This window comes from Pseudomonas sp. KCJK9058, assembly GCF_046230975.1.
Lineage (GTDB): Bacteria > Pseudomonadota > Gammaproteobacteria > Pseudomonadales > Pseudomonadaceae > Aquipseudomonas > Aquipseudomonas alloputida.
The window spans coordinates 1-12,463 of sequence record NZ_JBJJLR010000041.1 but is presented as its reverse complement, the minus strand read 5'-3'; the positions used below and the strand labels follow the sequence as shown (position 1 = coordinate 12,463).

Here is a 12,463-nt window from a genome sequence, read left to right as displayed (position 1 = left end):
GGGAGGAATGCACGGTGAAGCAACGCGGCGTAACACTGATACAAATGTTGTCGGCCTTGGCCGTGGCGGTCTTGCTGACCCAACTGGGCATGCCGGCCTACGCCCGAATGAGCGATGACCTGCACCGGGCGGCGGCTGCCCGAGATCTGGCGCAGGCGCTGCGCAGTGCACGCAGCCATGCCATGCTGCAAAGCCAGCCGGTGCTGGTGCTGGCGCTGGACGGTAATTGGGGGAATGGTTGGCGGGTAGTGCTGGAGCATAACCGGCAGGTGCTACGCGAACAGCGCCTTTCAAAGCCGCTGAAAATAACCAGCAATCGCGGCGAGCAGTTCAAATTCAGTGCGCTGGGCGTGCCAATGACGTCGGGCAACGGCTGGTTGGGCGCAACACTGGAAATGTGCGAACGCGCCGCTGCTCGCAGCCGATATCAAGTGGCGCTGGCATCAAGCGGCAGAGTCAGGTTGCTTACGGAGGACCGGAGCAATGACCGCTGCTAGCGCGGTCATTGCAGGAACAGTCTTGAGTCGCGCAAGGGCTGCAAAGCAGCCCCTGCATTGGCAGCGGTGCAGCCCGTTAGATCAGCGAGCGAACCCGCAGCTCTTTGGGCATTGAAAAGGTGATGTTCTCTTCGCGCCCATCCAGCTCTTCTGCGCCGGTAGCGCCCCAGGCCTTGAGCTGTTCGATCACACCACGCACCAGCACTTCGGGTGCCGAAGCACCGGCGGTGATGCCGATCCGCGCGGTCTGGTCAAACCAGCCGCGTTGCATGTCCTCGGCACCATCGATCAGGTAGGCCGGGGTGCCCATGCGCTCAGCCAGCTCGCGCAAACGGTTGGAGTTGGAACTGTTCGGGCTGCCCACCACCAGCACCACGTCGCTCTCGCCGGCCAGTTGCTTGACGGCGTCCTGGCGGTTCTGGGTGGCGTAGCAGATGTCGTCCTTGCGCGGGCCACCGATGTTCGGGAAGCGCGCACGCAACGCATCGATGACGCGGCTGGTGTCGTCCATCGACAGTGTTGTCTGGGTGACGAAAGCCAGGTGGTTCGGGTCGCGCACCTGCAGGTTGGCAACATCTTCCTCGTCTTCGACAAGGTAGATGGCGCCGCCGTTGCTGGCATCGTACTGGCCCATGGTGCCTTCGACTTCCGGGTGCCCTTCGTGGCCGATGAGAATGCACTCACGGCCATCGCGGCTGTACTTGGCCACTTCGATGTGAACCTTGGTCACCAGCGGGCAGGTGGCATCGAACACTTTCAGCCCACGGCCAGCAGCTTCCTGGCGCACAGCCTGGGAAACACCGTGGGCACTGAAGATGACGATGACATCGTCCGGCACCTGGTCCAGCTCTTCGACAAAGATGGCGCCGCGGTTACGCAAGTCTTCCACCACGAACTTGTTGTGCACCACTTCGTGACGCACATAGATCGGCGGGCCGAAGACTTCCAGCGCGCGGTTGACGATCTCGATCGCCCGGTCGACCCCGGCGCAGAAGCCGCGCGGGTTGGCGAGTTTGATTTGCATGCTCGGCTCCAGGCTTACAGGGCCTTCACCTCGAGGATCTCCACCTCGAAGGTCAGGGTCTTGCCAGCCAGTGGGTGATTGAAGTCGATGGTGACCTGGTCGTCATCGAACGCTTTGACCACACCCGGCAGCTCGGTGTTGGCGGCGTCGTTGAAGATGATCAGCAACCCTTCGGACAACTCCATGCCTTCGAAGTTGGACCTCGGCATAACCTGTACGTTCTGCGGGTTAGGCTGGCCAAAGGCGTTCTCCGGGGCAACCACCACGGTGCGCTTGTCACCGGCCTTGAAACCGAACAGGGCGTTTTCAAAACCCGGCAGCAGGTTGCCATCACCCACTTTGAAGGTGGCCGGGGCTTTATCGAACGTGCTGTCGACGGTGTCGCCGTTTTCCAGGTGCAGCGCGAAGTGCAGGGTGACTTCGGTGTTCTGGCCGATACGGGTGTCAGTCATGGACCGGATCCTCGGACTTCTTGCTCTTGAACATATCCAGCGCCAGCATCACCGCACCAACGGTGATGGCGCTGTCGGCCACGTTGAAGGCCGGGAAGTAATGACGGTTCTGCCAGTGCACCAGGATGAAGTCGACCACATGGCCCAGCACGATGCGGTCGTACAGGTTGCCAATCGCCCCACCCAGCACCAGCGCCAGCGCCACGGCCAGCCAGGTCTCGTTGCGCCCCAGGCGTTTGAGCCACACCACCAGCACCGCGCTGACCACCACGGCGATCAGGGCGAACAACCAGCGCTGCCAACCTGCACCATCAGCCAGGAAGCTGAACGCGGCACCGGTGTTGTAAGCCAGGGTCCAGCTGAAGTAGTCAGGAATGACCACGATCTGCTGGTACATGGTCAGGGCGTTGTTGAAGTACAGCTTGGTGGCCTGGTCGATGACCAGGACCAGCAAGCTCAGCCAAAGCCATGCAAGGCGCCCGAAGCGCCCCGCTGCAGGGTTAGGCATAGTGGCGCACCTCACCCTGGCCGCTCAGGTTGTCGACACAACGGCTGCAGATTTCCGGGTGCTCCGGGTGGCTGCCGACGTCGGCGCGGAAGTGCCAGCAACGGCCGCACTTGGCGTGACCGGACTTGACCACTTTCAGCTTGAGGCCTTCGACTTCGGTGGCTACGGCTTCGGCCGGCGCCTGTGCGAACGGCACCACGCTAGCGGCCGAGGTGATCAGCACGAAGCGCAGCTCGTCGCCCAGCTTGCCCAGGTCGGCACTCAGGCCTTCGTCGGCGTACAGGGTCACTTCAGCCTGCAGGTTGCCGCCAATGACCTTGGCGGTACGCTGGTTCTCCAGCTCTTTGTTCACCGATGCCTTCACCGCCATCACGCGGTCCCAGTAAGCGCGGCCAAGCTCGGTGCCTTCCGGCAGCTCGCTCAAGCCTTGGTACCAGCCGTTGAGCATGACCGACTCGTTGCGCTCGCCCGGCAGGTACTGCCAGATTTCGTCGGCGGTGAATGCCAGGATCGGCGCGATCCAGCGCACCAACGCTTCGCTGATGTGGAACAGCGCGGTCTGGCAGGAACGGCGGGCGACACTGTTGGCGCCGGTGGTGTACTGGCGGTCCTTGATGATGTCGAGGTAGAAGCCGCCCAGTTCCTGTACGCAGAAGTTGTGCACTTTGGAGTAGACGTTCCAGAAACGGTACTCGCTGTAGTGCTCTTCCAGCTCGCGTTGCAGCAGCAGGGTGCGGTCCACGGCCCAGCGGTCCAGCGCCAGCATGTCTTCCGAGGCCAGCAGGTCGCGGGCCGGGTCGAAGCCGGACAGGTTGGAAAGCAGGAAACGCGCGGTATTACGGATACGCCGGTAAGCATCGGCGCTGCGCTGCAGGATCTGCTCGGAAACCGCCATTTCACCGGAATAGTCGGTGGCCGAAACCCACAGGCGCAGGATATCGGCACCCAGGGTGTTGTTGACCTTCTCCGGCTCGATGGTGTTACCCAGCGACTTGGACATCTTGCGGCCGTTCTCGTCCACGGTGAAGCCGTGGGTCAGCAGCTCGCGGTACGGCGCGTGGTTGTCGATGGCGCAACCGGTCAGCAAGGACGAGTGGAACCAGCCGCGGTGTTGATCGGAACCTTCCAGGTACAGGTCAGCGCGCGGGCCGGTAGCGTGGCCGATGTCGTGCGAGCCACGCAGTACGTGCCAGTGGGTGGTACCGGAGTCGAACCACACGTCGAGGGTGTCAGCGATCTTGTCGTACTGGTCGGCTTCAGCGCCCAGCAGTTCGGCGGCGTCCAGCTTGAACCAGGCCTCGATGCCTTGCTGCTCGACACGCTTGGCCACTTCTTCCATCAGTTCGACAGTGCGCGGATGCAGCTCGCCGGTCTGCTTGTGCAGGAAGAACGGGATCGGCACACCCCAGTTGCGCTGACGCGAGATGCACCAGTCCGGGCGGTTGGCGATCATCGCGTGCAGGCGCGCCTGGCCCCAGGCCGGGACGAACTTGGTGTCTTCGATGGCTTTCAGCGCACGCTCACGCAGCGGCTCGCCAGTGCTCGGCTGCTTGTCCATGCCCACGAACCACTGCGCGGTCGCGCGGTAGATCAGCGGAGTCTTGTGGCGCCAGCAGTGCATATAGCTGTGGCTGATGGTTTCGGTGTGCATCAGCGCACCGACTTCGCTCAGCTTCTCGACGATGGCCGGGTTGGCCTTCCAGATGAACTGGCCGCCGAAGAATGGCAGCGACTCGACATACACGCCGTTGCTCTGCACCGGGGTAAGGATGTCGTCGTTGACCATGCCGTAGCGCTTGCAGGTGACGAAGTCGTCTTCACCGTAGGCTGGCGCGGAGTGCACCACACCGGTACCGGCGCCCAGCTCGACGTAGTCAGCCAGGTACACTGGCGACAGGCGGTCGTAGAACGGGTGACGGAAGTTGACCAGCTCCAGCGCCGAACCTTGGGCGGTGGCAAGAACCGAACCTTCCAGGTTGTAGCGCTTCAGGCACGACTCGACCAGCTCTTCAGCCAGCACCAGCAGGCGCTCGCCGGTGTCGACCAGGGCGTACTTGAATTCCGGGTGGATGTTCAGGGCCTGGTTGGCCGGGATGGTCCACGGGGTGGTGGTCCAGATCACGATGGCGGCCGGCTTGGTCAGCGAGGCCAGGCCGAAGGCGGCGGCCAGCTTGGCCTCATCGGCAACCGGGAAGGCCACGTCGATGGTCTGCGACTTCTTGTCGGCGTACTCGACTTCCGCTTCAGCCAGCGCCGAACCGCAATCAAAGCACCAGTTCACCGGCTTCAGGCCCTTGAACACGAAGCCTTGTTTGACCATCTCGGCCAGGGCGCGGATTTCACCGGCCTCGTTGGCAAAGTTCATGGTCTTGTATGGGTTGTCCCAGTCACCCAGCACGCCCAGGCGAATGAATTCGGTCTTCTGCCCTTCGATCTGCTCGGCAGCGTACTCGCGGCAGAGCTCGCGGGTACGGTCGGCGGAAAGGTGCTTGCCGTGGGTAACCTCGACCTTGTGCTCGATCGGCAGGCCGTGGCAGTCCCAGCCTGGCACGTACGGCGCATCGAAGCCGGCCAGGGTCTTGGAGCGGACGATCATGTCCTTGAGGATCTTGTTCAGCGCATGACCGATGTGAATCTTGCCGTTGGCATAGGGCGGGCCGTCGTGCAGGACGAACTTGGGACGATCCTTGCCAATTTCGCGCAGCTTCTGGTACAGGCCAATGCTGTCCCAGCGCTGCAGGATCTGCGGTTCGCGCTGAGGCAGGCCGGCCTTCATGGGGAAGGCGGTGTCCGGAAGGTTAAGCGTGGCTTTGTAGTCGGTCATTTCAGGCTCTTCGTTAGCGGTTGAGCGTGCCAATGTGCACGTGCGGCGGCGATATCCGCATCGATCGCCGACTTCAGCGCCTCCAGGGAGGCGAATCGCTGCTCTTCACGCAGCTTGTGGTGGAACTCCACCGTCAGGCGCCGGCCGTAAAGATCGCCGGCAAAGTCCAGAAGATGAATCTCCAGGTGCGGGCGCCCATCACCGGCAACGGTGGGGCGCACGCCGATATTGCCGACACCCGGCCAAGCTTTGCCGTCGATCACGATGCTGGCCAGGTATACCCCGGACAGCGGCACGCGACGGCGCTTGAGCTGGATGTTGGCGGTTGGTGTGCCGAGCTGGCGGGCCAGCTTCTGGCCGTGCAGCACGCGGCCTGTAATGCGGTACGGGCGGCCCAGCAGGTGTTCGGCCAGCTCGAAGTTGCCCTCGGACAAGGCCTTGCGCACTTCGGTGCTGCTGACCCGCAGGCCATCCTGGATGACCGTGTTGGCGGCCTCGACGGTAAAGCCATACGCGTTGCCGGCCTCGACCAGGAAAGCGAAGTCGCCAGCGCGGTCGCAGCCGAAGCGGAAGTCATCGCCCACTTCGAGATGACGCACGCCCAGGCCGTCGACCAGGATGGCTTTGACGAAGGCATCGGCACTGAGCTTGCTCAGACGCTGGTTGAACGCCAGGCACAGCACCCGGTCGATACCTTCGGTCGCCAGCAGCTCTATCTTGTCGCGCAGCCGGGCCAGGCGCGCTGGCGCGGTATCGGGTGCGAAGTACTCGCGTGGTTGCGGTTCGAAGATCACCACGCAGGTCGGCAGGCCCAAGGCCTGACCGCGCTCGCGCAGGCGCGCCAGGATTGCCTGGTGGCCGCGGTGAACCCCGTCGAAGTTGCCAATGGTGGCGACACAGCCCCGGTGCTCGGGGCGCAGGTTGTGAAGACCTCGAACCAGCTGCATAACGCGCTTCTTGCTCATAAAGTGGCCGATTATAACCACACCCGGGCGCTGGTGACAGGCAGCAGCGCCCAAGGGCGGCGTGGAATGCGAAAAACCGACGCCTGACCCGCCAAAAGCCTCAGTGCAAGGCCTTGCGAGCGAAATGCCGGGGTCTGAAGCCACACAGGTACAGGCAGCCAAAATACGTCACGACGCCCGCCAGGATCAGCGCCCCAAGCCGCAGGAAGCGCTCAAGCATGATGCCCTGCTCCCAGGCCGGCATATAGTGCATGCCCGCCAGCAGTACTGCCGACATCAGCGTCACCGCCAACACAAGCTTGAGCAGGAACACTGCCCAGCCAGGCTGAGGCTCGAACAGCTGCTGACTGCGCAGCTTCCAGAACAGCAAACCGGCATTCAGGCAGGCACCGAGGCTGATCGCCAATGCCAGGCCGGCATGTGCAAGCGGGCCGACCAGGGCAAGGTTGAACAGCTGGGTGCAGACCAAGGTGAAGACTGCGATCTTCACCGGCGTGCGAATATTCTGCTGCGCATAGAAGCCAGGTGCCAGTACCTTGATCAAAATGATCGCCAGCAAGCCCACGGAATAGGCGATCAACGCCCGCTGGGTCATGGCCGCATCAAACGCGCTGAACTTGCCATATTGAAACAGCGCAACGGTCAGCGGCTCGGCAAGAATGGCCAAAGCCAGGGTGCAGGGCAGCACCAGCAGGAAGCACAGGCGCAGGCCCCAGTCGAGAATCCGTGAGTACTCCTCGCGGTCCTTGTTGGCATAGGTCTTGGCCAGGGTCGGCAGCAGGATGGTGCCCAGGGCAACGCCCAGCACACCGGAAGGCAGCTCCATGAGGCGGTCGGCGTAGTACATCCACGACACCGAGCCGGCCACCAGGAAGGAGGCGAAGATGGTGTTGATGATCAGCGAGATCTGGCTCACCGACACCCCCAGGATCGCCGGCAGCATCTGCTTCAGTACCCGCCACACACCAGCGTCCTTGAGGTTCAGGCGCGGCAGCACGAGCATGCCGATCTTCTTCAGCGCTGGCAGCTGGTACAGCAACTGCGCCAGGCCACCCGCCAGCACGCCCCAGGCCAACGCCATGATTGGCGGGTTGAAGTACGGCGTCAGCAACACGGCGAAGGCGATCATCGCCACGTTCAGCAAGGTAGGCGTGAAGGCCGGCACCGAAAAGCGGTTCCAGGTATTGAGGATCGCTCCGGCCAGGGAAGACAGCGAGATCAGGAATATATAAGGAAACGTCACCCGCAACAGGTCGGTGGTCAGCGCGTATTTTTCGGTGCTGTCGACAAAACCCGGGGCCGTCGCCCACACCACCCACGGTGCAGCGAGGATGCCGATGGCGGTCACCAGGGCCAGCACCAGGGTCAGAAGGCCGCTGACATAGGCAATGAAGGTGCGCGTCGCCTCCTCGCCCTGCTGGGTCTTGTACTCGGCCAGAATCGGCACGAAGGCCTGGGAGAATGCGCCTTCGGCGAAGATGCGCCGCAACAGGTTGGGCAGTTTGAACGCGATGAAGAAGGCATCGGTAGCGACACCAGCACCAAAGATGCGGGCCAGGATGGTGTCGCGAACAAAGCCCAGCACCCGCGAAATCATGGTGATCGAGCTTACTGCAGCCAGGGATTTGAGCAGGTTCATCGAAAAGATTCACGCCAATGACAGAGGACGCTGCCAGACAGCGTCCGAATGTGCGATACTCCCGCGCCTTCGCAGGGGAGCCAAAAATTCCCGAGTGTACAGGTCGCGCAGCAGAAAGGAATCTTTCCCGCTTGTTGGCGCACCGCTCGGCGGAACCTTGCAGGTGGCCTTGACATCCGCTCGACTGATCGGCATGATTCGCGGCCTATTTTGTTTGCTATTTACCTAAAGTCTTTCGAGGAGCTCGACGGTGGCCAACACACCTTCCGCCAAGAAACGTGCAAAACAGGCTGAGAAGCGTCGCAGCCACAACGCCAGCCTGCGTTCCATGGTCCGCACCTACATCAAGAATGTAGTTAAAGCCATCGACGCAAAAGACGCCGAAAAAGCGCAAGCCGCTTACGTTCTGGCTGTACCTGTAATCGACCGTATGGCCGACAAGGGTATCATCCACAAGAACAAGGCTGCTCGTCACAAAGGCCGTCTGAATGGCCACATCAAGGCGCTGAAAGAAGCTGCAGCTGCCTAAGCGACGCGCTAGTCGAAAAACCGACCCTAGGGTCGGTTTTTTGTTGCCTGCGATTTATGCATGCGGGCCCAGCTCCATGTGGTACTTGATCTCTGTGGGAGCGGCCTTGCGTCGCGGAAGAGCTGCGGGGCAGCCCCGGCAAGCTCAGCTTCTGCGCTGAGGCCGAGGGGCCGCTACGCCCCCCCCTGTCGCGACGCAAGGCCGCTCCCACAAAAAAGCGGGGCCGCGTTTGGCGGCCCTACTTTTACATCACTTGGCGATTTGAATCTTCGGTGCCCACTGCAGCCATTCATCCTCGGCCTTTTCGAACAAGGCAAAGGTCTGCTGCGGCCGTGCCGGGTTACCCATCTGCTCGCCATCTGGCGTTGCAAAGGCGATACCGCCATCGATCAGGGTTTCCACCGACTCGGTACGCACTGTAGCGCCCTTGAACAGACCCCAGTCGAAACCGAAACCACTGCTGTTCCAGAAGCGGCTACCGCTGCGCACCAAGGCGGCATAACGCGGCTCGATGAGGATATGAATCAGCACGCGGTCAGCGCTCTGGCCCAGCTCGAAGCCTGTCACCTTGCCCACCGTAACCTCACGATAGGTAACCGGCACACCCGGCTTGATCGAGCCGCGGCGTGGCGCACTGAGCGTCAATGGCAGGCCGACCTCTGGCCCTGCTACCTCCGGTGCTTCGGCCAGGGCGATGAAATCGCGCTGTGGCCCACGGTTCTTGGCTGCTGGCTGCACTTCCAGGTACTGCCCACCTATCAAGGTGTCCAGGTTTTCAGTGCGCACCAGGCCCAAGGCCGGCTTGACCACCCAGAACTGCGTACCAGCACGGGCAATGCGATCCGCCGATTCGGTAATGCGCGCCCGTAGCAGCACCGCCTGCAGGTCATCGGTGAGGTCGACGCTCTCGATGCTGCCCACATCCAGGCCGCGGAAGCGGATGGCCGTGCCCGGTTTCAGGCCATCGGCACGCTCCACGCGGATGGTGATCAACGTACCCGCACGGTTTACCGCCTCCTGGCTGTCATGCAGGCGGAAGCGTGGAATGTGTCGCTTCAGCGGTACATCGGGCCGTGGCGTATCGAACGCAATACCGCCGGCCATCAGTGTTTGCAGCGACTCACTCTTGATCTTGATGCCCGACAGGCCGCCGGTCAGGGTGATCCCACTGACGTTCCAGAAGCGCGACGAACCATTGACCAGCTTCTCGTACTCCTTCTCGATATGCACACCGATCAGGATGCGGTTGCTGTTACGGGCGAACTGATAGCTCTGCACGCTACCCACCTTCACCTGGCGATACATCACCGGGCTGCCGATTTCCAGCGAACCCAAGGTGTCGGCGAACAACACCATGTGCAGGCCCGGCGCTTTGAGGTCGAGCGGCGGCGCCTTGGCACGCGCCTCGAACTCACGCTCTGGCCGTGCGCCCTTCTCACCAGGACGAATGGCGATGTAGTTACCTTTGACCAGCGCTTCCAGGCCCGTGATTCCCGCCAGGGAAATCGACGGTTTGACTACCCAGAACTGTGTTCCGTCTACCAGGTAGTCCTCGGTCAGCGGGTCGAGTGTCAGCTCGGCCGAAGCGCTGGCCAGGTTGTCTTCCATCTTCAGGGCTTTCAGCGAGCCCACCTGAATGCCCTTGTACATGACCGGCGTGCGACCCGCCTGCAGGCCTTCATAATCGCTCAGCTTCACTTTTACCCGGATACCCGCCTGTGCTGCATCGAAGTCCTCGTACAGGCGGAACGGCAGGCTTGGATCGGTGGGCGGGCTGTCCTTGCGGTACTCCGGCGTGGCGAAGGCGATACCACCCGCCACAATGCTCGACAACGACTCACTGCGCACCTTCACACCCGAAAGCGAAGCATCAATGCTGACACCGCTGGCGTTCCAGAAACGCGTGTGCTTGCGCACCAGGCTGGCGTAGGCCGGCTCGATGAAGACTTTCACCTCTACGGTGCTCTGGTCCTCGGACAGGCGATAGCTTTTCACCCGGCCAACCTGAATCTGCTTGTAGAACACCGGGCTGTCACGGTTGAGCGAGCCCAGCCTGTCGGCCTTGAGGGTCAGGTGCAGGCCGGGTTCAGAATCCGAGAGCGGTGGCGCCACCTTCAATGCCACAAAGCGTTTGGTACGTTCCCCCTCCCCCGGGCTAACAGCGATGTAGTTACCCGATACCAGTGTTTCAAGGCCAGATATACCGGCCAGGCTGACACTCGGCTTCACCAGCCAGAAACGCGTGCCTTTGGTTAGATGGGGCTCGGCAGCCTTGTTCATCTCGATGGTAGCGATCACCCCCTGCGTGTCGCCCTTGGCGTCGAGCACCAGGCTTTTCACCTTGCCAACCGGCATGCCTTTGTAGATGACCTCGGTCTTGTTGGCGACGATACCCTCTCCCGACTCGAAGCGGACTTCAATTTCCACGCCAGCGTCGCGGTAGGCCTGCCACGCGAGCCAGCCACCGATCATTAGCGCAATCAAGGGCAGGATCCAGATGGCCGACCAGTTCGAGGCGGGGCGGGTTTTAGCCGTTGGCAGGTCACTCATGGTCGTCATCCGACTCCGTGTTATCCCAAATCAGTCGGGGATCGAAAGTTAAAGCGGCAAGCATTGTCAGGATCACCACAGTTGCGAAGGCGACAGCGCCCAGGTTGGCTTCGACACTGGCTATTCGGCCAAAATTCACCACTGCCACCAGGATGGCAATGACGAAGATATCCAGCATGGACCAGCGCCCGATGAATTCGATGAAGCGGTACATCAATATCCGCTGCCGGGCCGAAAGCGGTTGCCGCCGCTGGACGGAGTACAACAGCAAGCCGATGCCCACCAGCTTGAACGTGGGGACCAGGATACTGGCAATGAACACCACAGCCGCAATGGGCACCATGCCATGCTTGAGCAGGGTGATGACACCGGACATGATGGTGTCCGGGCTGCCCTGACCGAGGGTACTCACGGTCATGATCGGCAGTATGTTGGCTGGGATGTAGAGGATCGACGCCGCAATCAGCAACGCCCAGGTGCGCGCGATACTGTTCGGCCGGCGTGCATGCACGATAGCGCCGCAGCGTGTGCAGGTTTGCGAAGTGCTGTCTGGCTCTTGCCTGTTCAGCTCGTGACACTCATTGCAGACAACAATGCCTGCGTCAATCGCCCGCATGCAGGTCCTCCCCCGATAGCGCACTCCAGATCTGGTGGGGCGACATCACCACCTCGAGCCACACCTGGATCAATAACAGACTGATGAAACAGAACAGCCCAAGGCCCACGGTCAGTTCGGCCAGGTCCACCAGTTTGACGATGGCCACCAGCACCCCCATGAAATAGACCTCGAGCATGCCCCAGTCACGCAGATGGTGATAGATGCGGTAGAAGACCAGGCCGTAGTCACGCCCGAAGTTCAAGCGGATGCTCAACAGCACAGCCAGCTGACAGAGCAGTTTCGCCAGCGGAATGACCATGCTACAGAGCAACACCACTACGGCAACACCGCGCATTCCGGAGTTATACAGGCCTAGCACGCCACTCCAGACCGTATCGTCCGAAGTCTGACCAAGCAGGTGCAACTGCATGATCGGCAGGAAATTGGCCGGCACGAACAGCAAAAGGGCCGCCAGTACCAAGGCCAGGCTGCGATTGACCACATTGTGCCGGTGGGCATAGAGCTCGTAGCCGCAGCGCGGGCATTGGGCTTTCTCATCATGCTGCAGCACGGGCTTGCGCAGCAGCAGGTCACATTCATGGCAGGCGACAAGCTCGTCCAACGGCAGCTGGTCCAGGGTTTCAGGTTCGACAGAATTGGACATATGGCGCTTCTGAATAGGTGCGTGGTGGCTATTCTAGTGTTCTGGCTCGAATTGTGGGAGGCGACATTGGCCTGGAGGGTATGCGCCCCTGCCTGGCGTTGCCCCCTTCCCCGTAGGAGCGGGTTTACCCGCGAACACCGGCGAAGCCGGTGCCATCTCCGCTCTCGAGCAGGTCCAGTTTTTTTGCCCACAAAGACAAAACCCCTACCTGCG

General features: G+C 61.7%; 11 protein-coding genes. 2 read left to right on the top strand and 9 right to left on the bottom strand.

Going from position 1 to position 12,463, the window contains the following annotated elements; translation table 11 throughout:
* The first annotated feature begins 14 nt into the window (after positions 1-14).
* Positions 15-497 carry a GspH/FimT family pseudopilin gene (locus tag ACK59Z_RS19730; RefSeq protein WP_409293587.1) on the top strand — a complete coding sequence of 161 codons (483 nt, stop codon included), beginning with the start codon at positions 15-17 and terminating at the stop codon, positions 495-497.
* Between the two features lie 76 nt (positions 498-573).
* Here ACK59Z_RS19730 and ispH read toward each other — a convergent pair whose 3' ends face one another.
* From ispH to murJ, 6 genes are all read right to left on the bottom strand, one after another.
* Complete coding sequence (ispH, locus tag ACK59Z_RS19725; protein WP_004577287.1) at positions 574-1,521, bottom strand: 4-hydroxy-3-methylbut-2-enyl diphosphate reductase; 948 nt, start codon at positions 1,519-1,521, stop codon at positions 574-576.
* Positions 1,522-1,535: 14 nt separating this feature from the next.
* On the bottom strand, positions 1,536-1,973 hold the full coding sequence (gene fkpB, locus ACK59Z_RS19720) for an FKBP-type peptidyl-prolyl cis-trans isomerase (protein ID WP_003247607.1): 438 nt from the start codon (positions 1,971-1,973) through the stop codon (positions 1,536-1,538).
* Positions 1,966-2,481 carry a signal peptidase II gene (gene lspA, locus ACK59Z_RS19715; protein ID WP_003247609.1) on the bottom strand — a complete coding sequence of 172 codons (516 nt, stop codon included), beginning with the start codon at positions 2,479-2,481 and terminating at the stop codon, positions 1,966-1,968. Before lspA ends, fkpB begins: the two co-directional genes overlap by 8 nt.
* Complete coding sequence (gene ileS / locus ACK59Z_RS19710; RefSeq protein ID WP_108192014.1) at positions 2,474-5,305, bottom strand: isoleucine--tRNA ligase; 2,832 nt, start codon at positions 5,303-5,305, stop codon at positions 2,474-2,476. Before ileS ends, lspA begins: the two co-directional genes overlap by 8 nt.
* Complete coding sequence (gene ribF, locus ACK59Z_RS19705) at positions 5,302-6,252, bottom strand: bifunctional riboflavin kinase/FAD synthetase (protein WP_003247613.1); 951 nt, start codon at positions 6,250-6,252, stop codon at positions 5,302-5,304. The genes ileS and ribF overlap by 4 nt, the downstream gene beginning before the upstream one ends.
* A gap of 118 nt (positions 6,253-6,370) precedes the next feature.
* On the bottom strand, positions 6,371-7,909 hold the full coding sequence (gene murJ, locus ACK59Z_RS19700) for a murein biosynthesis integral membrane protein MurJ (RefSeq protein ID WP_004577288.1): 1,539 nt from the start codon (positions 7,907-7,909) through the stop codon (positions 6,371-6,373).
* 250 nt (positions 7,910-8,159) lie between these two features.
* On the opposite strand from murJ, the gene rpsT reads away from it, so the two are divergent.
* Entirely contained in the window at positions 8,160-8,438 is a 279-nt protein-coding gene (gene rpsT, locus ACK59Z_RS19695) for a 30S ribosomal protein S20 (RefSeq protein WP_003247625.1), read from the top strand.
* A gap of 249 nt (positions 8,439-8,687) precedes the next feature.
* Here the strand turns inward: rpsT and ACK59Z_RS19690 are convergent, their stop codons facing one another.
* The 3 genes from ACK59Z_RS19690 to ACK59Z_RS19680 are packed head-to-tail and all read right to left on the bottom strand — an operon-like array spanning position 8,688 to position 12,250.
* Positions 8,688-10,988 carry a PqiB family protein gene (locus ACK59Z_RS19690; RefSeq protein ID WP_108192013.1) on the bottom strand — a complete coding sequence of 767 codons (2,301 nt, stop codon included), beginning with the start codon at positions 10,986-10,988 and terminating at the stop codon, positions 8,688-8,690.
* Positions 10,981-11,604, bottom strand: coding sequence for a paraquat-inducible protein A (locus tag ACK59Z_RS19685; protein ID WP_003247629.1), 624 nt, complete (start codon positions 11,602-11,604; stop codon positions 10,981-10,983). Before ACK59Z_RS19685 ends, ACK59Z_RS19690 begins: the two co-directional genes overlap by 8 nt.
* Complete coding sequence (locus ACK59Z_RS19680; protein WP_003247631.1) at positions 11,591-12,250, bottom strand: paraquat-inducible protein A; 660 nt, start codon at positions 12,248-12,250, stop codon at positions 11,591-11,593. The genes ACK59Z_RS19685 and ACK59Z_RS19680 overlap by 14 nt, the downstream gene beginning before the upstream one ends.
* Positions 12,251-12,463 lie beyond the last annotated feature (213 nt).